At 64.4% G+C, this 25241-nt stretch carries 22 protein-coding genes; 7 read left to right on the top strand and 15 right to left on the bottom strand.

The genetic code is table 11. From position 1 onward, the window contains the following. Window positions 1–869 precede the first annotated feature (869 nt). A complete protein-coding gene (locus tag K5H97_RS23670) occupies window positions 870–1895 on the bottom strand; it encodes an IS110 family RNA-guided transposase (protein WP_197867106.1) in 1026 nt (341 codons plus the stop codon). A gap of 242 nt (window positions 1896–2137) precedes the next feature. On the opposite strand from K5H97_RS23670, the gene K5H97_RS23665 reads away from it, so the two are divergent. The 4 genes from K5H97_RS23665 (at window position 2138) to K5H97_RS23650 (ending at window position 4998) form a co-directional block, all read left to right on the top strand. Then, window positions 2138–2806: a FadR/GntR family transcriptional regulator gene (locus K5H97_RS23665; RefSeq protein WP_036986447.1), complete on the top strand. Its 669-nt coding sequence runs from the start codon at window positions 2138–2140 to the stop codon at window positions 2804–2806. Window positions 2807–2819: 13 nt separating this feature from the next. After that, window positions 2820–4100 carry a CynX/NimT family MFS transporter gene (locus K5H97_RS23660; RefSeq protein WP_028692004.1) on the top strand — a complete coding sequence of 427 codons (1281 nt, stop codon included), beginning with the start codon at window positions 2820–2822 and terminating at the stop codon, window positions 4098–4100. A 105-nt stretch (window positions 4101–4205) separates the two neighbouring features. Continuing rightward, entirely contained in the window at window positions 4206–4664 is a 459-nt protein-coding gene (locus K5H97_RS23655; protein ID WP_028692003.1) for a nuclear transport factor 2 family protein, read from the top strand. A 43-nt stretch (window positions 4665–4707) separates the two neighbouring features. Continuing rightward, complete coding sequence (locus K5H97_RS23650) at window positions 4708–4998, top strand: GIY-YIG nuclease family protein (RefSeq protein ID WP_028692002.1); 291 nt, start codon at window positions 4708–4710, stop codon at window positions 4996–4998. A 149-nt stretch (window positions 4999–5147) separates the two neighbouring features. Here K5H97_RS23650 and yejK read toward each other — a convergent pair whose 3' ends face one another. Continuing rightward, window positions 5148–6155: a nucleoid-associated protein YejK gene (gene yejK / locus K5H97_RS23645; protein ID WP_028692001.1), complete on the bottom strand. Its 1008-nt coding sequence runs from the start codon at window positions 6153–6155 to the stop codon at window positions 5148–5150. A gap of 391 nt (window positions 6156–6546) precedes the next feature. On the opposite strand from yejK, the gene K5H97_RS23640 reads away from it, so the two are divergent. Further along, a complete protein-coding gene (locus tag K5H97_RS23640) occupies window positions 6547–6828 on the top strand; it encodes an HU family DNA-binding protein (RefSeq protein WP_011535502.1) in 282 nt (93 codons plus the stop codon). 56 nt (window positions 6829–6884) lie between these two features. Here the strand turns inward: K5H97_RS23640 and rlmF are convergent, their stop codons facing one another. The 5 genes from rlmF to K5H97_RS23615 form a co-directional block, all read right to left on the bottom strand. Further along, on the bottom strand, window positions 6885–7829 hold the full coding sequence (rlmF, locus tag K5H97_RS23635; protein WP_028692000.1) for a 23S rRNA (adenine(1618)-N(6))-methyltransferase RlmF: 945 nt from the start codon (window positions 7827–7829) through the stop codon (window positions 6885–6887). A gap of 162 nt (window positions 7830–7991) precedes the next feature. After that, window positions 7992–10838, bottom strand: a complete 2847-nt coding sequence (locus K5H97_RS23630) for a valine--tRNA ligase (protein WP_028691999.1) — start codon at window positions 10836–10838, stop codon at window positions 7992–7994. Window positions 10839–10988: 150 nt separating this feature from the next. Beyond that, window positions 10989–11363, bottom strand: coding sequence for a hypothetical protein (locus K5H97_RS23625; RefSeq protein WP_028691998.1), 375 nt, complete (start codon window positions 11361–11363; stop codon window positions 10989–10991). 5 nt (window positions 11364–11368) lie between these two features. Beyond that, window positions 11369–11797, bottom strand: a complete 429-nt coding sequence (locus K5H97_RS23620; protein WP_028691997.1) for a DNA polymerase III subunit chi — start codon at window positions 11795–11797, stop codon at window positions 11369–11371. Window positions 11798–11848: 51 nt separating this feature from the next. Continuing rightward, the gene (locus tag K5H97_RS23615) at window positions 11849–13342 is read right to left on the bottom strand and encodes a leucyl aminopeptidase (protein ID WP_028691996.1); all 1494 of its coding nucleotides are present in this window, start codon (window positions 13340–13342) and stop codon (window positions 11849–11851) included. Between the two features lie 294 nt (window positions 13343–13636). Here K5H97_RS23615 and lptF point away from each other — a divergent pair, with 294 nt between their 5' ends. Further along, window positions 13637–14752 carry an LPS export ABC transporter permease LptF gene (lptF, locus tag K5H97_RS23610; protein WP_028691995.1) on the top strand — a complete coding sequence of 372 codons (1116 nt, stop codon included), beginning with the start codon at window positions 13637–13639 and terminating at the stop codon, window positions 14750–14752. Next, window positions 14745–15806, top strand: a complete 1062-nt coding sequence (gene lptG, locus K5H97_RS23605; protein ID WP_028691994.1) for an LPS export ABC transporter permease LptG — start codon at window positions 14745–14747, stop codon at window positions 15804–15806. Before lptF ends, lptG begins: the two co-directional genes overlap by 8 nt. 77 nt (window positions 15807–15883) lie before the next feature. Here the strand turns inward: lptG and K5H97_RS23600 are convergent, their stop codons facing one another. From K5H97_RS23600 to K5H97_RS23565, 8 genes are all read right to left on the bottom strand, one after another. Further along, window positions 15884–16372 carry an RDD family protein gene (locus K5H97_RS23600; protein WP_028691993.1) on the bottom strand — a complete coding sequence of 163 codons (489 nt, stop codon included), beginning with the start codon at window positions 16370–16372 and terminating at the stop codon, window positions 15884–15886. Between the two features lie 86 nt (window positions 16373–16458). Next, window positions 16459–16674, bottom strand: a complete 216-nt coding sequence (locus K5H97_RS23595) for a cold-shock protein (RefSeq protein WP_028691992.1) — start codon at window positions 16672–16674, stop codon at window positions 16459–16461. 348 nt (window positions 16675–17022) lie between these two features. Continuing rightward, complete coding sequence (gcvT, locus tag K5H97_RS23590; RefSeq protein WP_028691991.1) at window positions 17023–18144, bottom strand: glycine cleavage system aminomethyltransferase GcvT; 1122 nt, start codon at window positions 18142–18144, stop codon at window positions 17023–17025. A gap of 25 nt (window positions 18145–18169) precedes the next feature. Next, the gene (locus K5H97_RS23585; protein ID WP_028691990.1) at window positions 18170–19546 is read right to left on the bottom strand and encodes an L-serine ammonia-lyase; all 1377 of its coding nucleotides are present in this window, start codon (window positions 19544–19546) and stop codon (window positions 18170–18172) included. 149 nt (window positions 19547–19695) lie between these two features. After that, complete coding sequence (gene gcvP, locus K5H97_RS23580; protein ID WP_028691989.1) at window positions 19696–22551, bottom strand: aminomethyl-transferring glycine dehydrogenase; 2856 nt, start codon at window positions 22549–22551, stop codon at window positions 19696–19698. Window positions 22552–22562: 11 nt separating this feature from the next. Then, entirely contained in the window at window positions 22563–22946 is a 384-nt protein-coding gene (gene gcvH, locus K5H97_RS23575) for a glycine cleavage system protein GcvH (RefSeq protein WP_028691988.1), read from the bottom strand. 281 nt (window positions 22947–23227) lie between these two features. Then, window positions 23228–24736, bottom strand: coding sequence for a sigma-54-dependent transcriptional regulator (locus K5H97_RS23570; protein WP_028691987.1), 1509 nt, complete (start codon window positions 24734–24736; stop codon window positions 23228–23230). A 119-nt stretch (window positions 24737–24855) separates the two neighbouring features. After that, entirely contained in the window at window positions 24856–25224 is a 369-nt protein-coding gene (locus tag K5H97_RS23565) for a DUF5064 family protein (protein WP_028691986.1), read from the bottom strand. Window positions 25225–25241 lie beyond the last annotated feature (17 nt).

Raw genomic sequence — 25241 nt, 5'->3', positions numbered from 1 at the left:
GCACACAAAAAATCTGACACTTCCGGCGGGTCACTTTTTGTCAAACGCGACAAAAAGTAACCAAAAAACGCTGCGCTCCATTCATCCGGCCCTGCGCTTCGCTCCGGGTCCCCTCACTCCGGCCTTGCTCCCGGGAGGACCGCGCTGCAGGGCCCATCCTGGGCCCCAGCGCTTGACGGGCATCCATGCCCGTCACCTCCCTCCGCAAGACCTGCGTTCGGCCTCCTGAAGTCGCGAAGTTACGGGCGGCGCCTGAACTGACACAGCTGTCGCTAGTTGAAAGTTTAGTTGATCTCTCGATCGTATCGCGGGGCAGCCAATATATAACTAACTGTCAAACAGCTAACTTCGAATTTCTTGCTCTTGCTCTTGCTTCTAAGCGCGCGGTAGTTCAGGCAACACCAATTGCGACTTCAGGAGGCCGAGCGGAGTTCTTGCGGAGGGAGGTGACGGCCATGGATGGCCGTCAAGCGCTGCGCCCCAGGATGGGGCGTTCAGCGCGGTCCTCCCGGGAGCAAGAACGGAGCGAGGGAACCCCGAAGCGAAGCGTAGGGGCCGGATGAACGGAGCGGGGCGGCTTTGGTTACTTTGGCCGCGGACGGCGAGTTAAGACCAATCTATGGTCACCCCATTTTTTGCAATACTGTTCATCAGATGGAATGGATGGCTTGCTTCAATCTATCCGGCGTCTATTGGGCTCGCATCCCGCGCCACGATGAGCATTCGCACCTGGCGATCCTAACAAAGTAGGCGGCTTCCAAGAGCCAATTGGTCGTTCAGGATCATCGCCAGGCCGATCGGCCGTTTATTTCATCTGTTGTTCAGCTATCGCAAAACCTGATGGTGAAACTCGGTGCAGCACAACGGGGTCAGGCGTTTATCGCGTCTGGCTCCGTTTTATATTGCGTGTGCCGAGTGGCAATGGCCCACGCAATGCGTGCCAGTTTGTTGGCCAACGCGCAGGCCACCACATTGGAGTGACGTCGCGCGAGCAATGAACGCACCCAATCGGCCAATGGGCCTTTCTGATACTTCAGGCGAAGCATGTAGACCCGTGCGCACAGCACCAGCAAATGCCGAAGGTTCTTGTCGCCACGCTTGCTGATCCCCAGCAAAGCTGGCCTACCACCAGTGCTGTACTGGCGGGGCACCAGACCTACAGAGGCCGCAAAGTCCCGGCTACTGCCGTACTGCCGAGCATCTCCCATTTCTACAGCCAGCAGGCTGGCGGTGATCGGCCCAACACACGGCATGCTCAGCAAACGACTGCCTAGATCATCGTCAGCCAGTTGGCTCTCCAGCTCTTTGTCCAACACCTTGATCTGCTCGCTCAAGTAGACGAAATGATCATGCAGGCGCTGCAGTAATGCGACGAGCCGTATTGGCAGGTCGTGCTCTTCAAGCACCGAAGCAAGGCGTTTGACCACTGCCAATCCGGTCGGCAGGCTGACACCGAATTCGAGCAGGAACCCATGCATCTGGTTCACCGTCTTGGTTCGGTCGCGGATCAATGATTCACGCATCCGATGAGAAACAGAGAGCGTTTGCTGCTCAGGCGATTTTGGCGTCACAAAGCGCATGGAGGGTCGGGAAGCGGCTTCGCAGATGGCTTGCGCATCGACGAAGTCATTCTTGTTGCTCTTGACGAAAGGTTTAACGAACTGCGGCGAGATCAGCTTGGCCTCATGATCCATCGCTTTGATTTCTCGCGCCAGGCAGTGTGAACCGGCACAGGCCTCCATCACTACCGTGCAAGGGGGATGATTGGCCAGAAACCGCATCATCTGCTGCCTTGAGCACTTCTTGCGCATTACCTCTTTGCCGAACTTGTCCTGGGCGTGCAGGTGGAAGGTATGTTTACCAATGTCGATGCCGATCAGGGTCACGCTGCTCATGATGACGGTCTCCGAAGTAAAAGCACCCTGCGAAAGCGTACGCCTCGCAGGGTGCCGGGGTGACCATCTCATTAAGTAACCCGCCGTAAGGGCGGAAAGGTGACTAAATGTCGATATCGTCTACGAATGCGCATAAAAAATTCAAAACCCACACCCTGAAACCCGAACCCACACCCTGAAACCCGAACCCTTGCCCAATCCCCCCCCAACCGCTATCGTCCAACCCCAAGAAAATTCATCCGATGACTGGACGTACCCACCTCGTGACCCCGCTCATCAAACGCTCCCTGGTAGAACAAGCCGTAGACCAGCTCCGCGACCGCATCGCCAAGGGCACCTGGTCGATAGGCCAGCGCCTGCCCACCGAACCGGAGCTGGCCAGCGACCTGGGCATCAGCCGCAACACCGTCCGCGAGGCCATGCGCGTCCTGGCCTTCAGCGGCCTGGTGGAAATCCGCCAGGGCGACGGCAGCTACCTGCGTACCGCCGTGGACCCCTTGCAGGCCGTGCAGGTCATGTCCCGCTGCGCAGTCGAACACGCCCGCGAAACCCGCCATATTCTTGAAGCAGAAGCCATCGGCCTGGCCGCCGTGCGCCGCACCGACGCCGACCTGCAGGCCCTGCGCGAGGCCCTGGAACACAGCGCGCGACATTTCCATGGCGATGTCGACGCCTACGTCGAATGCGACCTGGTGTTCCACCAGCGCCTGGTGGACGCCGCCCACAACCCCGCCCTGAGCGAGCTGTACCGCTACTTCTCCAGCGTGGTCCGCGCCGCCCTGCAGCACAACATGACCAGCGTCCCCCGTTGCCAGGCCGTGTTCGACCTGCACGGGCAGATCCTCGACGCCCTCGAACAACGCGATCCGGAACGGGCCAAGCACCTGAGCCGGACACTCATCGAATCCTGACAACGAGAAGGCCATGGCCGAACAACTGACCCGCAACACCGCTCCCCGTGAGGCGGAGCTCGATGAACTGCTGATCGACGCCGAAGCCGACGACGAGCAGGTCCAGCAACAGCCCGTGGTGCTGCGCAGGCCCTGGCTGTTGCTGCTGGGCCTGGTGTTGGTGGCGCTGAACCTGCGCCCGGCGCTGTCGAGCATGTCGCCGGTGCTCGGTCAGGTATCCGAAGGGCTGGGGCTCAGCGCATCGCAAGCCGGGCTGCTGACCACCTTGCCGGTACTGTGCCTGGGGCTGTTCGCGCCGCTGGCGCCGATCCTGGCGCGACGATTCGGCAGCGAGCGGGTGATCTTCGGCATCCTGCTGACCCTGGCGCTGGGCATCCTGGTGCGCAGCACCCTGGGCGCCACTGGTGTGTTCCTCGGCAGCCTGATGGCGGGGGCGAGCATCGGCATCATCGGCGTGCTGCTGCCAGGTATCGTCAAGCGCGACTTCCCCCAGCACGCCGGTACCCTGACCGGCGTCTACACCATGGCGCTGTGCCTGGGCGCCGCGATGGCCGCCGGGGCCACGGTGCCCTTGACCCGCCACTTCGATGACAGCTGGGCGCTGGGGCTGGGCTTCTGGCTGCTGCCTGCCTTGCTGGCGATGCTGGTCTGGCTGCCCCAGTCCCGTCAGGGCCATGGCGTGCACAAGGTGGCCTACCGCGTGCGCGGGCTGTGGCGCGATCCGCTGGCCTGGCAGGTGACGCTTTACATGGGCCTGCAGTCATCGCTGGCCTATATCGTGTTCGGCTGGCTGCCTTCGATCCTGATCGGCCGCGGGCTGAGCCCGACCGAGGCGGGGCTGGTGTTGTCCGGCTCGGTGATCGTGCAACTGATCAGCTCCCTGAGCGCGCCCTGGCTGGCCACGCGGGGCAAGGACCAGCGCCTGGCCATCGTGGTGGTGATGCTGGTGACCCTGGGCGGGCTGTTCGGTTGCCTGTATGCGCCGATCGAGGGGCTGTGGGGCTGGGCGATCCTGCTCGGGCTGGGGCAGGGCGGCACCTTCGCCCTGGCACTGACCCTGATCGTGCTGCGCTCCAAGGACGCCCATGTGGCGGCGAACCTGTCGAGCATGGCCCAGGGCGTGGGCTACACGCTGGCATCCATGGGGCCATTCGCAGTAGGGCTGGTGCATGATCTGACCGGTGGCTGGAGCGCGGTGGGCTGGATCTTCGCGGTGCTGGGCGTCGGGGCGATCCTGTTCGGTCTCGGCGCCGGGCGGGCGCTGCATGTGCAGGTCAGCAGCGAGCACGTTTGAGGCTCTGGCTTGATCCGTGATCGTCATTCACGACGCGAATGGGCATGGTGTTGCTGGCATCCAGGCAGTATCTTGCGGGTTTCGCACCTAGCGCAGGAACAGTCCATGAGCGATGCCAGCAGCGCCCTGATCACCCGTTTCTACCAGGCCTTCCAGCGTCTGGACGCCGAGGCCATGGTGGCCTGCTACAGCGAAGACATTGTCTTCAGCGACCCAGTCTTCGGCACCCTGCGCGGGCGTGACGCGGGTGACATGTGGCGGATGCTCACCGCCCGCGCCAAGGACTTCACCCTGACCTTCGACGACGTGCGCAGCGATGGCGCGCACTGGGTGGCGACCTACCTGTTCAGCCAGACCGGGCGGGTGGTGGTCAACGATATCCAGGCGCGCTTCGTGATCCGCGACGGGCTGATCTGCCAGCACGACGATACCTTCGACCTGTGGCGTTGGGCGCGTCAGGCGCTGGGCATGCCGGGCGTCCTGCTGGGCTGGACGCCGATGTTGCAGAACAAGGTGCGCCAGCAGGCATTCAAGGGGCTTCGCGCATTCCAGCAGGCGCGCTGAGGCGTTAAGCTGGCGGCCTTCTTCCGTTGCACCGAACCGAGCCGTGAGCGAAACAGCGCCTTCCCCCGACTGCAAACCCTGGTACGTCTACCTGGTGCGTGCCGCCAATGGCTCGTTGTACTGCGGTATCAGCGATGATCCGCAGCGGCGCTTCATCAAGCATCAGAAAGGGCAGGGCGCACGTTATTTCAAGACCAGCCCGGCGCAGGCGCTGGTGTATGTGGAGCAGTGGCCGGACAAGGGCGAGGCGTTGCGCCAGGAGCGGTTGGTGAAGAAGCTGCGCAAGGCGGCGAAGGAGGCGTTGGTGGCGTCCTATGCCGGATTCGGGGGGTAGTGGTCTCGCCGACGGTGGGGCGGGTTTCGTCCGTGGTCATGATAGATCGCTGGGACTGATTTGCTGCCCTTTCGCGACGCAAGGCCGCTCCCACAGGGAAACGTGATCGCCTGTGGGGCGCGAAAGGGGCGCAACGCGCCCCGACGATCTCAGTCCTTGCGTCGCTTCAACTGATCGACCAGTTGCGTCGGCAAGCCCTTGATCACCAGCGTCCCAGCCTCTTCGTCATACTCCACCTTCGAGCCCAGCAAATGCGCCTCGAAGCTGATCGACAACCCCTCGGCACGCCCGGTAAAGCGGCGGAACTGGTTGAGGGTACGTTTGTCGGCCGGAATCTCCGGCGACAGCCCGTAGTCGCTATTGCGGATATGGTCGTAGAACGCCTCGGGGCGGTCCTCGTCGATCAGACTGGAGAGTTCCTCCAGCGTCACCGGCTCGCCCAGCTTGGTCTGGGTGGTGGCGTAGTCGACCAGGGTCTGGGTTTTTTCCCGGGCAGACTCTTCCGGCAGGTCTTCTTTCTCGACGAAGTCGCTGAAGGCCTTGAGCAGGGTGCGGGTTTCACCCGGGCCGTCGACGCCTTCCTGGCAGCCGATGAAGTCGCGGAAATAATCCGAGACCTTCTTGCCGTTCTTGCCCTTGATGAACGAGATGTATTGCTTGGAGTTTTGGTTGTTCTTCCACTCGGACAGGTTGACCCGCGCCGCCAGGTGCAACTGGCCCAGGTCCAGGTGGCGCGACGGTGTGACGTCGAGTTCGGCGTTCACCGCCACGCCTTCGCTGTGGTGCAGCAGGGCGATGGCCAGGTACTCGGTCATGCCCTGCTGGTAATGGGCGAACAGCACGTGGCCACCGGTGGAAAGGTTGGACTCTTCCATCAGCTTCTGCAGGTGCTCGACGGCGACGCGGCTGAAGGCGGCGAAGTCCTTTTCCTCATCCAGGTACTGCTTGAGCCAGCCGCTGAACGGGTAGGCGCCGGACTCGCCATGGAAAAAGCCCCAGGCTTTGCCTTGCTTGGCGTTGTAGCTGTCGTTGAGGTCGGCCAGCAGGTTCTCGATGGCGTCGGAGGCTGCCAGTTCGCTGTCGCGCGCATGGAGCACGGCGGGGCTGCCATCGGGCTTCTTGTCGATCAGGTGAACGATGCAATGACGGATTGGCATGGAATTCTCGGTGGTCTGAGCGGTGAAAAGCCGCGCTGCAAAAGTCGCTCAGTTTACCTCAGGGCGGGGGTGATGCAGTGGCCAGATATTGGCGCAAATGCCAGTTGTTCGTTTTTTGTTCATTTTTTTGCGATTTTTCCGAAAACCCCCGAAAAACCTGCACAAAATCAATGTCGACAGCGGATATTTCTCGATTCCTGTGGTAGCTTTGCGCGGTCTTGCGCCCCTTGGGTGGCGCATTGCTGGCAGATCGCTTGCGCGGTGTCGAACCAAACGCCGATTTGCGTATCTACATACGCGATCGACGCGGCCTCTGGATTGTCCCGGGCTGGCCCGACCACCGACCTAGCATGCTGCACAACCTCTGATTTGATAGGGAAGGAACACCACCATGGCACTGACCAAAGACCAACTGATTGCCGACATCGCTGAATCCATCGACGCGCCGAAAACCACCGCGCGCGCTGCTCTGGAGCAACTGGGCCAGATCGTTGCCGACCAACTGGAAAACGGCGCCGAAATCACCCTGCCAGGCATCGGCAAGCTGAAAGTCTCCGAGCGTCCTGCCCGTACCGGCCGCAACCCTTCGACTGGCGCTGCCATCGAAATCGCTGCCAAGAAAGTCGTCAAGTTCGTTCCAGCCAAAGTGCTGACCGACTCGATCAACAAGTAATTGTTGATGCGTTGACGAAACCGCGCCCGGCTTGCCCGGGCGCGGTTTTTTCATGCCTATGATTTGCGCGCGGCATGCCATTGCTGGCGTGCGCTGTCGTCCTGGAAGCTCCAGGCGACCATGCGGCTCTGCTTCTGCCCCTGGCCCATCTCGACGATGCGCACGGCCTTCACCCCGGCCTTCTTCAAGGCCGCCTCGATGCCCGGCAGGTTGCTGGCCTTGGACACCAGGCTGGTGAACCACAGCACCTGGGCCGCGTACTGCACGCTTTCAGCGACCAGTTGGCTGACAAAGCGGATCTCGCCACCTTCGCACCACAGTTCGTTGTTCTGTCCGCCAAAGTTCAGCACTGGCAGCTTGCGCTTGGGGTCCTGCTTGCCGAGATTCTTCCACTTGCGCTGGCTGCCGCGGGTGGCTTCCTCGCGGGAGGCGTGGAACGGCGGGTTGCACAGGGTGACGTCGAAGCGTTCGTCGGCCTGCAGCAAGCCACTGAGGATGTGCCTGGGCTGCGCTTGCTGGCGCAGGCTGATGGCCTTGTCGAGCTTGTTGGCCTGGACGATGGCCTTGGCCGAGGCCAGGGCCACGCCGTCGATGTCGGAGCCGGTGAAGCGCCAGCGGTAGTCGCTGTGGCCGAGCAGGGGGTAGATGCAGTTGGCGCCGACGCCGATATCCAGGGCGCGCACCTGGGCGCCGCGGGGGATTTCGCCGCCGTTGTCTTCGCCCAGTAGGTCGGCCAGCACATGGATGTAGTCGGCGCGGCCGGGGATCGGCGGGCACAGGTAGTCGGTCGGGATGTCCCAGTGCTGGATGCCGTACTGGGCCTTGAGCAGGGCGCGGTTGAACACCCGCACGGCCTCGGGGTTGGCAAAATCGATGCTGGGCTTGCCGTAGGGGTTGGTGATGGTGAAGCGGGCCAGGTCCGGGTGCGCCTTGATCAGGGCGGGGAAGTCGTAGCGGCCCTGGTGGCGATTGCGCGGATGCAGGGTGGGTTTGTTGGTCATGGTCGGATCCGGTGTTGCAGGCCCTGAGGCTGCTTTGCAGCCCTTTCGCGACACAAGGCCGCTCCCACAGGATAGTGGCGCCTTTCAAGCTGGCGCCGTCCTGTGGGAGCGGCCTTGTGTCGCGAAAGGGCCGCAACGCGGCCCCAGCGGTCTATCAGGTTGTTACAGCGCCGCAATCCGCGCATGCTGCTCGGTGAAGTTGGCCAGGGCCTGCTCCGACTCGGCCAGCTTGGCGCGTTCCTTCTCGATCACCGCAGGCGGTGCCTTGTCGACGAAGGCGGCGTTGGACAGCTTGCCACCCACGCGCTGGACCTCGCCCTGCAGGCGCTGGATCTCCTTGCTCAGGCGCGCAAGTTCCGCGTCCTTGTCGATCAGGCCGGCCATCGGCACCAGCACCAGTAGGTCACCCACCAGCGCGGTGGCCGACAGCGGCGCTTCGTCCTGCTCACCGAGCACGGTGAACGACTCGACCTTGGCCAGTTTCTTCAGCAGGGCTTCATTTTCCTGCAGGCGACGCTGGTCGTCGGCGTTGGCGTTCTTCAGGAACAGCGGCAGCGGCTTGCCCGGGCCGATGTTCATCTCGGCGCGGATGTTGCGCAGGCCCACCATCAGCTCCTTGAGCCACTCGATGTCGCCTTCGGCGGCGGCGTCGATGCGGCTTTCATTCGCTTCAGGCCATGGCTGCAGCATGATGGTCTTGCCTTCGATACCGGCCAGCGGCGCGATGCGCTGCCAGATCTCTTCGGTGATGAACGGCATGAACGGGTGCGCCAGGCGCAGGGCGACTTCCAGCACGCGCACCAGGGTGCGGCGGGTGCCACGGGCGCGCTCGACCGGGGCGTTCTCGTCCCACAGCACCGGCTTGGACAGCTCCAGGTACCAGTCGCAGTACTGGTTCCAGATGAACTCGTACAGGGCCTGGCTGGCCAGGTCGAAGCGGAATTGCTCGAGCTGACGGGTAACCTCGGCTTCGGTGCGCTGCAGCTGCGAGATGATCCAGCGGTCGGCCAGCGACAGCTCGTAGGCCTCGCCGTTCTGGCCGCAGTCCTCGCCCTTGTCCAGCACGTAGCGGGCGGCGTTCCAGATCTTGTTGCAGAAGTTGCGGTAGCCTTCGACGCGGCCCATGTCGAACTTGATGTCACGACCGGTGGAGGCCAGCGAGCAGAAGGTGAAGCGCAGGGCGTCGGTGCCGTAGCTGGCGATGCCTTCGGGGAACTCGGCCTTGGTCTGCTTGGCGATCTTCTCGGCAAGCTTGGGCTGCATCATGCCGCTGGTGCGTTTTTCCAGCAGGGCGTCGAGGGTGATACCGTCGACGATGTCCAGCGGGTCGAGGACGTTGCCCTTGGACTTGGACATCTTCTGGCCCTGGCCGTCGCGGACCAGGCCGTGCACATAGACGGTCTTGAACGGTACCTGCGGGGTGCCGTCCTCGTTCTTGATCAGGTGCATCGTCAGCATGATCATCCGGGCGACCCAGAAGAAGATGATGTCAAAGCCCGTGACCAGCACGTCGGTGGAGTGGAATTTCTTCAGGAACTCGGTCTGTTCCGGCCAGCCCAGGGTGGAGAAGGTCCACAGGCCCGAGCTGAACCAGGTGTCGAGCACGTCGTCGTCCTGACGCAGTTTTACCTCGCTGCCCAGGTTGTGCTTGGCGCGCACTTCGGCCTCGTCGCGGCCGACGTAGACCTGGCCGGCCTCGTCGTACCAGGCCGGGATGCGGTGGCCCCACCACAGCTGGCGGCTGATGCACCAGTCCTGGATGTCGCGCATCCAGGAGAAATACATGTTCTCGTACTGCTTGGGCACGAACTGGATGCGGCCGTCTTCCACGGCGGCAATGGCAGGCTCGGCCAGCGGCTTGGTGGAGACATACCACTGGTCGGTCAGCCACGGCTCGATGACGGTGCCGGAACGGTCGCCCTTCGGGACCTTCAGGGCGTGGTCGTCGATGCTGACCAGCAGGCCCTGGGCGTCCAGGTCGGCGACCATCTGCTTGCGCGCGACGAAGCGGTCGAGGCCGGCGTACTGGGCTGGCAGCGAGGTGTCGATACCTTCGTTGACGCTGCCGTCGAGGTTGAACGCCTGCACGGCGGCCAGCACGGTGGCGTTCTTGTCGAAGATATTGAGCAGCGGCAGGTTGTGGCGCTTGCCGACCTCATAGTCGTTGAAGTCGTGGGCCGGGGTGATCTTCACGCAGCCGGTGCCGAACTCGGGGTCGCAGTAGTCGTCGGCGACGATCGGGATGCGGCGGCCGACCAGCGGCAGTTCGACGAACTTGCCGATCAGCGCCTGGTAGCGCTCGTCGGTCGGGTTGACGGCGACGGCGACGTCACCGAGCAGGGTTTCCGGACGGGTGGTGGCGACCACCAGGTGGTCCTTGCCTTCGGCGGTCTTGGCGCCGTCGGCCAGCGGGTAGCGCAGGTTCCACAGGTGGCCCTTCTCGTCGTGGTTCTCCACTTCGAGGTCGGAAATCGCCGTGTGCAGCTTGGTGTCCCAGTTGACCAGGCGCTTGCCGCGGTAGATCAGGCCGTCCTCGTGCAGGCGCACGAAAGCCTCTTTGACCGCTTCCGACAGGCCGTCGTCCATGGTGAAGCGTTCGCGGCTCCAGTCCACCGACGAGCCCAGGCGGCGGATCTGGCGGCTGATGTTGCCGCCCGATTGATCCTTCCACTCCCAGACCTTCTCCAGGAACTTCTCACGACCGAGGTCGTGACGGTTCTGGCCCTTGGCCTCGAGCTGGCGCTCCACCAGCATCTGGGTGGCGATACCGGCGTGGTCGGTGCCCGGTTGCCACAGGGTGTCGCGACCCTGCATGCGGCGGAAACGAATCAGCGCGTCCATGATCGCGTTGTTGAAACCGTGGCCCATGTGCAGGCTGCCGGTCACGTTCGGTGGCGGGATCATGATGGTGTAGGACTCGCCTGCACCTTGTGGAGCGAAATAGTTCTCGGACTCCCAGGTGTTGTACCAGGAAGTTTCGATGGCGTGCGGCTGGTAGGTCTTATCCATGCGCGGCGGGACCCTTAGGCATTAATTCGGGAAAGCCGGGAAGTATAACCAAGCTGCGCGCTTCAAGACAGGTGTAGCGCCCATCGCGGGGCAAGCCCGCTCCCACGTGTTGTCGTGGGAGCGGGCTTGCCCCGCGATCCGGACGAATGGTTACTCGGAGCGCTTGAGCAACCGCTCCAGCCGTGCATCGAGGCGACGCTTGATTTCGGTCTCGATGTGCGGGGTAAAGTCGTTGATCACGTCCTGCATGATCAGTTGCGCGGCGGCGCGCAGTTCGGCGTCCAGGTGCAGCAGGGTGTCCTGGCGGCGGGTCTGGGCATCCTCTTCAGGTGCCGGGGCCGCTACCGGCGCTGCCTCGGCGACGGGCGGCGCAACGCTCGGCTCGTCGAGCAACAGGGGAATCTGCTCCACCGTCTCGGTCAGCAGCGGCGGTTGCAGGTCGGCGTCGCCCAGCAGCTCGCGGATCGACTCGAGGTCGTCGAGCAGGTGGGCGGAATGGGTCAGGGAGTTCAGCTGCTTGTCCATCGTCGTCAGAGTCGCTGTAAGCGGTGATCTTGCAGAGCATAGCCCTGTTCGCGGTAGAAACGGAATCGCTCGCGGGCGGCCAGGCGGATGGCCGGTTCCTCGACGACGATCTCGGCGACCCGCTCGAACTGGCCGACGAAGGCGGGAACATCGCCGCCCAGGTTGATCAGCAGGTCACGGTGTTCGCCGGCATCAGTGCCGACACCCAGCGCGACAATGGCGTCCGGGTGCTGTTCGGCGTGGTCGTGGGGCACGAAGGCCTCGCCCTTGAACTGCCACAGGCGAAGGTCGAGCTCGCTGCGCTGCGCCTCGTCCTGGCAGTGCAGGTAGATCCGGTGGCCGAGGCGCCAGGCCTTTTCACACAGCTTGCAGGCGAAATCCAGCCGCACCGACAGCGAGTCGCTGGGCAGGATGTAGAAATCGACTTTGCTCATGATCGTTCAGTGCCGACCGGTGGCGCGCGGGGCGCCACCGATCTTGCGCCATCAGGCGCCGGCGCGGTCCAGCAGGTACTGGGTGAGCAGTGGCACCGGACGACCCGAGGCGCCCTTGTCCTTGCCGCCGCTGATCCAGGCGGTGCCGGCGATGTCCAGGTGCGCCCAGTGGTAGGCCTTGGCGAAGCGCGACAGGAAGCAGCCGGCGGTGATGGTGCCGGCCTTCGGCCCACCGATGTTGGCAATGTCGGCGAACGGGCTGTCCAGTTGCTCCTGGTACTCGTCGAACAACGGCAGCTGCCAGGCGCGGTCGTCGGCACGCTTGCCGGCGTCCAGCAGTTGGCCGACCAGCGCGTCGTCGTTGCCCATCAGGCCCGAGGTGTGGCTGCCCAGGGCGACGATGCAGGCGCCGGTCAGGGTGGCGATGTCGATCACCGCCTGTGGCTTGAAGCGCTCGGCGTAGGTGAGGGTATCGCACAGCACCAGGCGGCCTTCGGCGTCGGTGTTGAGGATCTCGACGGTCTGCCCGCTCATGGTGGTGACGATGTCACCCGGACGGGTGGCGCCGCCGCTCGGCATGTTCTCGGCGCAGGCCAGCAGGCACACCAGGTTGATCGGCAGTTGCAGCTCGAGCACGGCGCGCAGGGTGCCGAACACGCTGGCGGCGCCGCACATGTCGTATTTCATCTCGTCCATGCCGGCGCCGGGCTTGAGGCTGATGCCGCCGGTGTCGAAGGTAATGCCCTTGCCGACCAGCACGAACGGTTTCTCGCTCTTCTTGCCGCCCTGGTAGTTGAGCACGATCAGCCGCGGTGGCTGGTCGCTGCCCTGGCCCACGGCGTAGAACGCGCCCATGCCCAGGTCCTTGATCTTCTTCTCGTCCAGCACCTCGACCTTGAGGCCTTTGTGTGCCTTGCCCAGGTCCTTGGCCTGCTCGGCGAGGAAGCTCGGGTGGCAGACGTTCGGCGGCAGGTTGCCCAGGTCGCGGGTGAAGGCCATGCCGGTGGCGATGGCGCTGGCGTGCTTGACGGCGCGCTCGGCCTCGGCCTGGCCAGCCTTGGCGGTGAGCAGGGTGACTTTCTTGATGGCGCGGGGTTCGGCCTTCTGGCTCTTGTAGCGGTCGAACACGTAGTTGCCGTCGAGCAGGGTCTCGGCCAGCAGGCGGTATTTGCCGTAGTGGCCGTCGCGGCCGGTGACGGCGATGTCGTCCAGGGCCAGCACGGCGTCGCTGCCGCCCAGTCCCTTGAGTACGCCGGCAACACTGGCGACCAGCTTGCGCCAGGCGCGATCGCCGAGGGCTTCGTCCTTGCCGCTGCCGACCAGCAGCACGCGCTCGGCTTTCAGGCCCGGCAGGCTGTGCAGCAGCAGGGTCTGGCCCGGCTTGCCGGCCAGGTCGCCACGCTTGAGCAGCGCGCTGATCGCGCCTTCGCTGGCCTGGTCGACGGCCTTGGCGGTGGCGCCGAGCTTGCGCCCTTCACCGACGGGTACGACCAAGGTCGCGGTCTTGACGGATACAGCGGCTACGCTCTTTACAACCAATTCCATGTCTGGGGTCCCCGAATGATCTGTCTGTCAGTGGGCGCTGTCTTGTGCAGGCGCTCGGAACACGCGGCTGGCGGGCGATGCCTGCCAGCGGAAAAGCTGCCAGTTTGAGCCTGCCGCGAGCACAATGACAACCCCGATATGCGCCATGCTGCGTGGCCAAGTGACAGGCGCGGTCAATCACAGGATAATGCGCGCACTTTTACATGGAGGTTCGCCTTGGCGAACCGGCATTGGTCTTGGCTGTCCGAATCGTTCGTTTGGCTGTCCGCCCCTGACAACCCAGGAGTGTCTGGTTTGATCGTCTTTCGTTATCTGTCCCGCGAGGTCCTGGTGACCTTGAGCGCCGTCAGCGCCGTGCTGCTGGTGATCATCATGAGCGGGCGCTTCATCAAATACCTGGCCCAGGCGGCCCAGGGCGCGCTCGATCCAAGCGTGCTGTTCATGATCATGGGGTTCCGCCTGCCGGGCTTCCTGCAACTGATCCTGCCGCTGGGGCTGTTCCTCGGCATCCTGCTCGCCTATGGCCGGCTCTATCTCGAAAGCGAGATGACCGTGCTGTCGGCCACCGGCATGAGCCAGCAACGCCTGCTGACCGTGACCATGGTGCCGGCGGCGCTGGTGGCCCTCTTGGTCGCCTGGCTGAGCCTGAGCCTGGCGCCCCTGGGCGTTGCCCAGGTGCAGAAGATCATCGCCCAGCAGGATGCCCTGACCGAGTTCGACACCCTGGTGCCGGGCCGTTTCCAGACCTTGCGCGACGGCTCCCGGGTGACCTACACCGAGCAGTTGTCCGATGACCGCATCAAGCTCGGCGGGGTGTTCATCTCCGAGAAACGCTTCAACCAGGACAAGACCAAGGACCGCGCGCCTTCGGTGCTGGTCGCCGAAAAGGGCCACCAGGAAGTGCAGGCCGACGGCAACCGTTACCTGGTACTGGAGAACGGCTACCGCTACGACGGCAACCCAGGCCAGGCCGACTACCGGGCGATCAAGTACGACACCTACGGCGTGCTGCTGCCCAAGCCGGAAGTCGCCGAGGAAGTCACCGAGCGCGAAGCGATCCCGACTTCCGAACTGTTCGGGCAGGAAGGCATTCGCGAGCGTGCCGAGCTGCAATGGCGCCTGTCGCTGCCACTGCTGGTGTTCGTCGTGACGTTGCTGGCGGTGCCGCTGTCGCGCGTCAACCCACGCCAGGGCCGCTACCTCAAGCTGCTGCCGGCGATCCTTTTGTACATGGCCTATCTGACGATGCTGATTTCCGTGCGTAGCGCCCTGGAGAAGGGCAAGCTGCCCATCTCGCTGGGCATGTGGTGGGTCCATGGCCTGTTCCTGCTGATCGGCCTGGCGCTGATGTACTGGGAGCCGCTGCGTCTCAAGCGCGCTGCCCGTCGTGCGGAGGTGGCCCGTGGTTAAACTGGACCGCTACATCGGCAAGAGCGTGCTGCTGGCGATCGTCGCCGTGCTCGGCATCATCCTCGGCCTGGCGTCGCTGTTCGCCCTGATCGACGAACTGAATGACCTGAGCGCGACCTACACCTTCCTGGACGCTGGCAGCTTCGTCCTGCTGACCGCCCCTCGGCGGCTCTACGACATGCTGCCGATGGCGGCCCTGATCGGCTGCCTGATCGGCTTGGGCAGCCTGGCCAGCAGCAGCGAACTGACCATCATGCGCGCCGCCGGTGTGTCCATCGGTCGCATCGTCTGGGCGGTGATGAAGCCGATGCTGGTGCTGATGCTGGTCGGCCTGCTGATCGGCGAGTACGTGGCCCCGGTAACCGAGAACAAGGCCCAGGCCGACCGTTCGTTGGCCCAGGGCGGTGGCGAGGCGCAAAGCTCCAAGCGCGGTATGTGGCACCGCCAGGGCGAGGAGTTCGTGCACATCAACTCGGTGCAGCCCAATGGCCTGCTGCTGGGCGTGACCCGCTACCGCTTCGACGCCGAGCGCAAGATCCAGACCTCCAGCTTCGCCCGCCGGGCGCAGTACGTCGAAGGCAAGTGGATGCTCAACGATGTCTCCACCACTTACTTCCGCGGCGACCACACCGAAGTGGTCAAGAGCCCCGAGGAAGTGTGGGACGTCTCGGTGACGCCGGAGCTGCTCAACACCGTGGTGCTGGCGCCGGAGTCGCTGTCGATCACCGGGCTGTGGGACTATATCCATTATCTGGCCGACCAGGGGCTGAACAACTCGCGCTACTGGCTGGCGTTCTGGACCAAGGTCCTGCAGCCGCTGGTCACCGCGGCGCTGGTATTGATGGCGATCTCGTTCATCTTCGGCCCGCTGCGTTCCGTGACCCTGGGTCAGCGCGTGTTCACTGGCGTGCTGGTGGGCTTCGTGTTCCGCATCGCCGGGGACCTGCTGGGGCCATCGAGCCAGGTGTTCGGCTTCCCACCGTTGCTGGCAGTGGTGATCCCCGCTGGGATCTGCGCGCTGGCCGGATTGTGGTTGATGCGCCGGGCGGGTTGATGGCCTGAGCCACACAAAAGAAGCCGACCCTGGGGTCGGCTTTTTTGTGCGCAACATGAAGATGATGTCCGCCGAGGCTACTTCTTGCGCTTGGGCAGGCGCACCAGCTGGGTCTCGGAGTAGATGTCGTGCCAACTGCGCTGGCGCTTGTCGATCAGCGACCAGAAGAACCCCAGCCCCAGGCACAGCCACGAGGCGATCGACACCAGAAAGCGCAGCAGCGCCTGCCACAGGCTGATGGCGCTGCCGTCGGCGTTCTGCACCCGCACCCCCCACACCTGCATGCCCAGGGTCTGGCCGCCGTGGGTCCAGAACTTGGCGAAGAAGCCGAACAGGGCGAACAGCAGGATCGTCGACAGCAGCGGGTCGCCATCCAGCGCGCCGGCTTCTGTCAGCTCACGCATGCGCGCCTCGCCGATGATCGCCATCTGGATCATCTTGTAGGCGCCGGCGGTGACGATCAGCAGGGCGGTGCACAGCAGGAAGTCATAGAACATCGCCGCCAGCCGGCGACCCAGGCCGACGGGGGGGAAATCACCCTGGGGTGAGAGCAGGGGCTTGGACATGCAGGACGGCTCCGAATGGCGAGGCCGCCATTCTACGGGCAAAAAAAAACCCCTGCACTTGGCAGGGGCTTTTTGTGTCCCGGTAATTACTTATCGAGAACTTGAACTTTATCAGCCTGCAGGCCTTTCTGGCCTTGCACGGCTTCGAAGGAGACTTTCTGGCCTTCTTTCAGGCTCTTGAAGCCGTTGCCTTCGATGGCACGGAAGTGAACAAACAGATCAGCACCGCTTTCTGGGGTGATGAAGCCGTAACCTTTTTCGTCGTTAAACCACTTGACGGTACCGTTCTGACGAGTCGACATTGTCTTTCTTCCTATGAAACTCAATTTTAATGACAGTTACTTTCGCATCATTTTTTATGCGAAAGATTACCGGGCTGGGTTGCAGGAAAGTAAGAGACGTCGAACGGGTTGTAGCAGATTGCGGCTACTGGCCCAGGTCACGAACTGTTGCGACCCATGCAAACACAGTGCGATGACTCTACGCCAACTGCCGAGCGAAAAACAAGCCCTTCCAGCGGGTGAAAATCGGGGTTTTCCCGATAACCGAACGATTTGTCGGAAACGGCGTGGCGCCTGGGCTGGCGCTATGTTCAGAAGTTATTGGACAGGTTCGAAAACGAATATGTCGAACCCGTCCAATCCACTCATTCAGCCACGGTAGTAACGTTGTGCCACAAAAGGCATTTTGCTGACCTTCAGGGCAACTTGCTTGCCACGGACGACGGCAAACAACGCCGTGTCGAGGGCCGCATGTTCGCTATCGACATAGCCCATGGCCACGGGCGCGCCGAGCGTCGGACCGAAGCCGCCGCTGCACACTTCGCCGACCACCTTGCCAGCCTGGTCGACGATCTGCGCGCCCTCACGCACAGGCGTGCGTTCCTGGGGCAGCAGGCCGACCCGCTTGCGCGCGACGCCAGCCTGTTGCTGGGCGAACACGGTGTCGGCGCCAGGGAAGCCGCCCGCGCGGGTGCCATCGGCGCGGCGCACCTTGGAGATGGCCCACAGCAGGCTGGCCTCGATCGGGGTGGTGGTGGTGTCCATGTCGTGGCCGTACAGGCACAGGCCGGCTTCCAGGCGCAGCGAGTCGCGCGCGCCCAAGCCGATCGGCTGGACCTCGGGCTCGGCCAGCAAGCGGCGGGCCAGGGCTTCGGCGGCGGCGGCCGGCACCGAGATCTCGTAGCCGTCCTCGCCGGTGTAGCCCGAGCGGCTGACGAAGCAGTCGTTGCCGAGCAGGCTGACCGGGCGGAACTGCATGAAGGTCATGCCGGTCACTTCCGGAGCCAGGCGCTCCAGCACCTTGACCGCCGCCGGGCCTTGCAGGGCGAGCAGGGCGCGCTGCTCGAACAGTGGCTGAATCTCGCAGCGATCACCGATATGTTTGCGCAGGTGCGCCAGGTCCTGGTCCTTGCAGGCGGCGTTGACCACCAGGAACAGGGTGTCGTCACCCAGGTTGGCGACCATCAGGTCGTCGAGGATGCCGCCCTCGGCATTGGTGAACATGGCATAGCGCTGCATGCCCACCGGCAGGTCGACGATGTCCACCGGCACCAGGGTTTCCAGGGCACGGGCGGCGTCGCTGCCGCGCAGGATGATCTGACCCATGTGCGAGACGTCGAACAGGCCGGCCTGCTCGCGGGTATGCAGGTGCTCCTTGAGCACGCCCAGCGGGTACTGTACCGGCATGTCGTAGCCGGCGAAGGGTACCATGCGTGCTCCCAGCTCCAGGTGCAGGGCGTGCAGTGGGGTCTTGTGCAGTGTTTCGGACATCGGTGACTCCTCGTTTTTGTTCGGGTCAACATTCGATGATGTTGACGGCCAGACCGCCGCGGGCGGTCTCCTTGTATTTGCTTTTCATGTCGGCGCCGGTCTGGCGCATCGTGCGGATGACCTTGTCGAGTGAGACGTAATGCTGCCCGTCGCCGCGCAGGGCCATGCGCACCGCGTTGATCGCCTTCACCGAGCCCATAGCGTTGCGCTCGATACAGGGCACCTGCACCAGCCCGCCGATGGGGTCGCAGGTAAGGCCCAGGTTGTGTTCCATGCCGATCTCGGCGGCGTTTTCCACCTGTTGCGGGGTACCCCCCATCACTTCGCACAGGGCGCCGGCGGCCATCGAGCAGGCCACGCCGACCTCGCCCTGGCAGCCGACCTCGGCGCCGGAGATCGAGGCGTTTTCCTTGTAGAGGATGCCAATCGCCGCCGCGGTGAGCAGGAAGCGCACCACGCCGTCCTCATTGGCACCGGGGACGAAGCGCATGTAGTAGTGCAGCACCGCCGGGACGATGCCGGCCGCGCCGTTGGTCGGTGCGGTGACCACGCGGCCGCCGTAGGCGTTTTCCTCGTTCACCGCCAGGGCATAAAGGTTGACCCAGTCGAGCACCGACAGCGCATCACGCAGGTTCGCCTCCGGATGGCGGCTGAGCTGGCGATACAGTGCCGGCGCCCGGCGCTTGACCTTGAGCCCGCCGGGCAGGATGCCCTCGTGGCGGCAGCCGGCCTCGACGCAGTCCTGCATCACCTGCCAGATGCGCAGCAGGCCGGCACGGGTCTCGGCTTCCGGGCGCCAGGCGGCTTCGTTGGCCAGCATCACCTGGCTGAACGACAGGTGCTGCGCGGTGCAATGGCCGAGCAGTTCCTTGCCGGTCTTGAACGGGTAGGGCAGCACGGTGCTGTCCTCGACGATGCGGTCATGGCCCGCCGCGTCCTCGTCGACCACGAAGCCGCCCCCCACCGAGTAGTACTCGCGGCTGCGGATCTGCAGCCCGGCCTGGTCGAAGGCACGGAAGATCATGCCGTTGGGGTGGTAGTCCAGCGGCTTGCGGATCATCGCCAGGTGCTGCTTCTCGACGAAGACGATTTCGTGCTCGCCGAGCAGGCGCAGGTGGCCGCTGTCGCGGATCGCCTGCAAGCGGGCTGGGATGGACTCGGTGTCGACGGTATCGGGGTGTTCGCCTTCCAGGCCCAGCAGCACGGCCTTGTCGCTGCCGTGGCCCTTGCCGGTGGCGCCGAGCGAGCCGTACAGCTCGGCCTTGACCGTGGCCGTACCGGCCAGCAGGCCATCACGGCGCAGGCCTTCGGCAAAGCGCGCGGCGGCACGCATCGGCCCGACCGTGTGCGAGCTGGAGGGGCCGATGCCGATCTTGAACAGGTCGAAGACGCTCAGGGACATGGTGCAACCTCCTGGGTGAGTCGGCATGCGCGGGAGTGGACTGCGTGGGAGCGGGCTTGCCCCGCGATAGGGCCGATACCGCAAATCGCGGGGCAAGCCCGCTCCCACAAAGCCTGCTCCCACAGGCTCACTCCTACATGGAAGAGCTATCAGACGTCCTGATAGCTCTCGATCGACGGGCAGGCGCAGACCAGGTTGCGGTCGCCGAACACGTTGTCGACGCGGCCCACCGGTGGCCAGTACTTGCCTTCCACCAGGCTCGGCAGCGGGTACACCGCCTGCTCGCGGCTATAGCCGTGGGTCCATTCGCCGGCCAGCTCCGCCGCGGTGTGCGGGGCGTTCTTCAGCGGGTTGTCGTCCTTGTCCAGGCTGCCGTTCTCGACGGCACGAATCTCCTCGCGGATCTGGATCATCGCGTTGCAGAAGCGGTCCAGTTCCTCTTTGGACTCGCTTTCGGTCGGTTCGATCATCAGCGTGCCGGCCACCGGGAAGGACATGGTCGGGGCGTGGAAGCCGAAGTCGATCAGGCGCTTGGCCACGTCGTCGACGCTGATGCCGCTGGTGTCCTTGAGCGGACGCAGGTCGAGGATGCACTCATGCGCCACCAAGCCGTTGCCACCGGTGTACAGCACAGGATAGTGCTCTTCCAGGCGGCGGGCGATGTAGTTGGCGTTGAGGATCGCCATCTGCGAGGCGCGCTTGAGACCGGCGCCACCCATCATGCGAATGTACATCCAGGTGATAGGCAGGATGCTGGCGCTGCCGAACGGTGCGGCACAGACCGCGCCCTGGGTGTTTTCCAGGGCGGCGTGACCGGGCAGGAACGGCGCCAGGTGCGACTTGACGCCGATCGGGCCGACACCCGGGCCGCCACCGCCGTGGGGGATGCAGAAGGTCTTGTGCAGGTTCAGGTGCGAGACGTCGCCGCCGAACTTGCCCGGGGCGCACAGGCCGACCATGGCGTTCATGTTGGCGCCGTCGATGTACACCTGGCCGCCGTTGTCATGGATGATCGCGCAGATCTCGCCGATGGCTTCCTCGAACACGCCGTGGGTCGACGGGTAGGTGATCATGATCGCCGCCAGGCGCTCACGGTGCTCGATGGCCTTGGCGCGCAGGTCGTCGATGTCGACGTTGCCACGGGCGTCGCAGGCGGTGACCACCACGCGCATGCCGGCCATGTGCGCGGTGGCGGGGTTGGTCCCGTGGGCCGAGGACGGGATCAGGCAGATGTCGCGGTGGCTGTCGCCGCGGCTGCGGTGGTAGGCGCGGATCGCCAGCAGGCCGGCGTACTCGCCTTGGGAACCGGCGTTGGGCTGCAGCGACACGGCGTCATAGCCGGTGGCGGCGCAGAGCATGGCTTCCAGCTCGGTAGTCATCTGCAGGTAACCCTGGCTCTGCTCGGCCGGGGCGAACGGGTGCAGGTTGCCGAACTCGGCCCAGGTCACCGGGATCATCTCGCTGGCGGCGTTGAGCTTCATGGTGCACGAACCCAGCGGGATCATGCTGCGGTCCAGCGCCAGGTCCTTGTCGGCCAGACGGCGCAGGTAGCGCATCAGCTCGGTTTCGCTGTGATAGCGGTTGAACACCGGGTGCTCGAGGATTGCCGACTGGCGCAGCAGGCCGGCCGGCAGGCGCACGGCGATGGTGTTGGCCAGGGCGGTGAAGTCAGGGATGGCCTGGCCGTCGGCGAACAGCTGCCACAGGGCCTCGACATCGGCCTGGGTGCTGGTTTCGTCCAGCGACAGGCCCAGCTGGGCGGCGTCGACCTGGCGAAGGTTGATGCCTTGGGCGCGTGCCTTGTCGTGCAGTGCGCTGGTGCTCTCTCCCGTGGCCAGGGTCAGGGTGTCGAAGAAATCGCCGGTGACGACCTTGATGCCCAGCTTGGTCAGGCCGGTAGCGAGGATCGCGGTCAGCGCGTGGGTGCGTTCGGCGATCCGCTTGAGGCCGGCTGGGCCGTGGTACACGGCGTACATGCTGGCGATGTTGGCGAGCAGCACCTGGGCGGTGCAGATGTTGCTGGTGGCCTTCTCGCGGCGGATGTGCTGCTCGCGGGTCTGCATGGCCAGGCGCAGGGCGCTCTTGCCGAAGCGGTCGATCGATACGCCGACCAGGCGGCCCGGCATGTCGCGCTTGAACGCATCGCGGGTGGCGAAGTAGGCCGCGTGCGGGCCACCGAAGCCCAGTGGCACACCGAAGCGCTGGGCGCTGCCGATGGCCACGTCGGCGTCGAATTCGCCCGGCGGGGTGAGCAGGGTCAGGGCCAGCAGGTCGGCGGCCACGGCCACCAGGGCGCCGGCGGCGTGGAAGCGCTGCACCACTTCGCGGTAGTCGAACACGTCACCGTTGCTGGCCGGGTACTGCAGCAGGGCGCCGAAGAAGGCGCTGACGTCGCCCAGTTCACGCTCGTCGCCCACCACCACCTCGATGCCCAGCGGCTCGGCGCGGGTGCGCAGCACGTCGAGGGTCTGCGGGTGGCAATGCACGGAGGCGAAGAAGGCGTGGCTGGCCTTGTTCTTCGACAGGCGCTTGCAGAAGGTCATGGCCTCGGCGGCGGCGGTGGCTTCGTCGAGCAGCGAGGCGTTGGCGATCGGCAGGCCGGTGAGGTCGCTGATCAGGGTCTGGAAGTTCAGCAGCGCTTCCAGGCGGCCCTGGGAGATCTCGGGTTGGTACGGGGTGTAGGCGGTGTACCAGGCCGGGTTTTCCAGGAGGTTGCGCAGGATCGGTGCCGGGGTGTGGGTGTTGTAGTAGCCCTGGCCGATGTAGCTCTTGAACAGCTGGTTCTTGCTGGCAATCGCCTTCAGCGCGGCGAGGGCGTCGGCCTCGCTCTGGCCGTCGTCGCTGCCGAGCACGCTGGTGCCCTTGATGCTGTCGGGGATGACGGCGGCGGTCATCGCTTCCAGCGAGTCGAAGCCCAGGGTGGTGAGCATGGCCTGCTCGTCAGCGGCGCGCGGGCCGATGTGACGGGCGATGAACTCGTTGGCGGTGCCGAGGTTGATGGTCATGATGCGGTACCTCAGGCGTCGTCGTTGGCTTTGAGCAGGCGGTCGTAGGCGTCCTGGTCGAGCAGGGCGTTCACTTCGCTCATGTCGGCAGGGATGAAGCGGAAGAACCAGCCTTCGCCCAGCGGGTCTTCGTTGACCAGCTCGGGGCTGTCGTTCAGGCCTTCATTGACAGCGACCACTTCACCGGTGAGCGGCATGTACACGCCGCTGGCGGCTTTGACCGATTCCACGGTGGAGGCTTCGGCGCCCTTGTCGTACTGCTGCAGCTCCGGCAGTTGCACATAGACCACGTCGCCAAGGGCGTTCTGGGCGTAGGCGGTGATGCCCACGGTGACGCTGCCGTCAGTTTCGACGCGCAGCCATTCGTGATCTTCGGTGAAACGCAACTCGCTCATGGGAATTCCTCGGGAAGCAGGGGGCGTTGGGCGCGGTAGGCTCCGCGCTCTTAAGGTTGGAATTCCCTTAGCAATAATGCGGCCAGCTACTAAAAATCCTTAATAATCAATTACTTGTCTAAGTATAGTAGGATTTTTGTCATTTTTATGGAACGAAATCGATACAGGTAGGCCGGGAATCAAAAGCGTTGCGGGATCAAACCCTTGCAAAGACGCATGCAAATGGATGTGTACCGATATCGATACGGCGTAATGAAATCGATACAATTGATACGCCTGCTTCAACCTCTGGTTGGGATTCCATATTTGCGCAAGCGCTGGGCGATGGCCGTGTGCGAAGTCTGCAAGCGTCCCGCCAGCTGCCGGGTCGAGGGGTAGCTGGCATACAGCCGCTGCAACAGTTCGCGCTCGAAATCCCCCACCGCCTGTTCCAGGCTTGCTACCTCGCCATCCTGCCCACGGGCCACCGAGGTGCCGGCGATGTCGAGGTCGCCGATGTCTACCAGGTTGCTTTCGCAGATGGCCGCAGCACGGAAGATCACGTTTTGCAGCTGGCGCACGTTGCCCGGCCAGGGGTTGGCCAGCAGTGCGGGGTGCGTGGCCGGGGCCAGGCGGCAGGCCGGGCGCTGGATCTGGGTGCAGGCCTGCTGCATGAAGAAATGCGCCAGCGACAGGATGTCCTGGCCGCGCTCGCGCAGCGGTGGCACCTGCAGGTTGAGGACATTGAGGCGGTAGAACAGGTCTTCGCGGAAGGTGCCCTCGGCGACCATGCGTTCCAGGTCGCGGTGAGTGGCGCTGATGATGCGCACATCCACTTTCACCTCGCGGTCACCACCGACCCGGCGGAAGCTGCCGTCGCTGAGAAAACGCAGGAGCTTGGCCTGCAGGTAGGGCGACATCTCGCCGATCTCGTCGAGGAACACCGTGCCCTGGTTGGCCAGCTCCATCAGCCCGGGCTTGCCGCCACGTTGCGCGCCGGTGAAGGCGCCGGGGGCATAGCCGAACAGTTCACTCTCGGCCAGGCTCTCGGGCAGCGCCGCGCAGTTGAGGGCCAGGAACGGCGCGGCATGGCGGCTGCTGATGGCGTGGCAGGCACGGGCCACCAGTTCCTTGCCGGTGCCGGTCTCGCCGTGCACCAGCAGTGGCGCATCGAGGGTGGCCACGCGCAAGGCGCGGGCCTTGAGGGTGCGGATTGCCGGTGAGTCGCCGAGCATGGCGTCGAAACCCTCGGCGTGATCGTGGTGCAGCGCCGACAGGCGCTCGCCCATGCGGTTGGGCGGGTAAAGGGTCAGCAGGCCGCCGGCGTGGGTGATCGGCGTGGCATCGAGCAGTAGGCTCTGGCCGTTCAACTGCATTTCGCGCATGGGCAGGTGGAAATTGTTGTCCAGCAGGGCCTGGAGCAGGTCCGGATCACCGAACAGTTCGCCCACCGAACGCCCGGCGGACTCACGTCCGCACAGGGCGATCAGCGCCGGGTTGGCCAGCAGCACCTTGCCCGCGCTGTCCACCGCCAGCACCGGGTCGCTCATGGCGGCGAGCAGGGCGTCGAGCTGCAGGTGGCGGCGCTGGCCGGGGAGGATGTCGACCACTTCCACCGACTGCACGCCGTGCACCTCGAGCAGGGCGTCGTGCAGCTCTTCAAGCACGGCGGGGCTCAGGGTCGGGGCGTCGATGTAGACGTTTGGCGGGACCATCTCCACGGCATCGAGGTTCAGGTTGCGGGCGCCGAGCAGGGCCAGGACTTCCTGGGTGATGCCGACGCGGTCGATGAAGCTGACGTGGATGCGCATGATGAGCGAGGCTTTGGCCGGGATGGGCGTCAGTATGCCTCGGCCATGGTGGAAACCCAATCGCGGGGCAAGCCCGCTGCCCCGTGGTTTGTGGGAGCGGGCTTGCCCCGCGATTGGGATTACTCCAGATGGTCGGGCCTGATCGGGTCGCCCGACTTCACATCCAGCGTGGTGCGAATGTCTTCGAACATGTAGTCATACAGCTTGTGCGGCGAGCCGAGGTTCTCGAACTTCTTCGGTGGCGGCAGGTACGACTGGGCCTTGCGGCTCAACTGCATCAGAAAACTCGGCAGTACCTGGTCCTTGGCCAGGAAGAATTTCTCATCGACGGTCTTGCCCTCAATGTGGCCGTGCATGCGGAACTGGATACCTCTGCCTTCCTTGGGGTCGGTCGCCGCCTCGTATTCGATATTGAGGTCGTAGCTGTGGTCGTTGGTGTTCAGCGCGGTGCGCTCAATGTGTACATGACCGGGCGCGTACTGGGCCATGGCAGACTCCTCCGGAA

The organism is Pseudomonas mosselii, from assembly GCF_019823065.1.
Taxonomy (GTDB): domain Bacteria; phylum Pseudomonadota; class Gammaproteobacteria; order Pseudomonadales; family Pseudomonadaceae; genus Aquipseudomonas; species Aquipseudomonas mosselii.
The sequence above is the reverse complement of the archived record's forward strand: the minus strand, read 5'-3'. Positions and strand labels throughout refer to the sequence as shown.

Bases quoted from the DNA above. Each gene is read 5' to 3' on its own strand.
- K5H97_RS23670 (WP_197867106.1), bottom strand. From the start codon at position 1,895: ATGAGCAGCGTGACCCTGATCGGCATCGACATTGGTAAACATACCTTC.
- K5H97_RS23665 (WP_036986447.1), top strand. From the start codon at position 2,138: ATGACTGGACGTACCCACCTCGTGACCCCGCTCATCAAACGCTCCCTG.
- K5H97_RS23660 (WP_028692004.1), top strand. From the start codon at position 2,820: ATGGCCGAACAACTGACCCGCAACACCGCTCCCCGTGAGGCGGAGCTC.
- K5H97_RS23655 (WP_028692003.1), top strand. From the start codon at position 4,206: ATGAGCGATGCCAGCAGCGCCCTGATCACCCGTTTCTACCAGGCCTTC.
- yejK (WP_028692001.1), bottom strand. From the start codon at position 6,155: ATGCCAATCCGTCATTGCATCGTTCACCTGATCGACAAGAAGCCCGAT.
- K5H97_RS23640 (WP_011535502.1), top strand. From the start codon at position 6,547: ATGGCACTGACCAAAGACCAACTGATTGCCGACATCGCTGAATCCATC.
- rlmF (WP_028692000.1), bottom strand. From the start codon at position 7,829: ATGACCAACAAACCCACCCTGCATCCGCGCAATCGCCACCAGGGCCGC.
- K5H97_RS23630 (WP_028691999.1), bottom strand. From the start codon at position 10,838: ATGGATAAGACCTACCAGCCGCACGCCATCGAAACTTCCTGGTACAAC.
- K5H97_RS23625 (WP_028691998.1), bottom strand. From the start codon at position 11,363: ATGGACAAGCAGCTGAACTCCCTGACCCATTCCGCCCACCTGCTCGAC.
- K5H97_RS23620 (WP_028691997.1), bottom strand. From the start codon at position 11,797: ATGAGCAAAGTCGATTTCTACATCCTGCCCAGCGACTCGCTGTCGGTG.
- K5H97_RS23615 (WP_028691996.1), bottom strand. From the start codon at position 13,342: ATGGAATTGGTTGTAAAGAGCGTAGCCGCTGTATCCGTCAAGACCGCG.
- K5H97_RS23600 (WP_028691993.1), bottom strand. From the start codon at position 16,372: ATGTCCAAGCCCCTGCTCTCACCCCAGGGTGATTTCCCCCCCGTCGGC.
- K5H97_RS23595 (WP_028691992.1), bottom strand. From the start codon at position 16,674: ATGTCGACTCGTCAGAACGGTACCGTCAAGTGGTTTAACGACGAAAAA.
- gcvT (WP_028691991.1), bottom strand. From the start codon at position 18,144: ATGTCCGAAACACTGCACAAGACCCCACTGCACGCCCTGCACCTGGAG.
- K5H97_RS23585 (WP_028691990.1), bottom strand. From the start codon at position 19,546: ATGTCCCTGAGCGTCTTCGACCTGTTCAAGATCGGCATCGGCCCCTCC.
- gcvP (WP_028691989.1), bottom strand. From the start codon at position 22,551: ATGACCATCAACCTCGGCACCGCCAACGAGTTCATCGCCCGTCACATC.
- gcvH (WP_028691988.1), bottom strand. From the start codon at position 22,946: ATGAGCGAGTTGCGTTTCACCGAAGATCACGAATGGCTGCGCGTCGAA.
- K5H97_RS23570 (WP_028691987.1), bottom strand. From the start codon at position 24,736: ATGCGCATCCACGTCAGCTTCATCGACCGCGTCGGCATCACCCAGGAA.
- K5H97_RS23565 (WP_028691986.1), bottom strand. From the start codon at position 25,224: ATGGCCCAGTACGCGCCCGGTCATGTACACATTGAGCGCACCGCGCTG.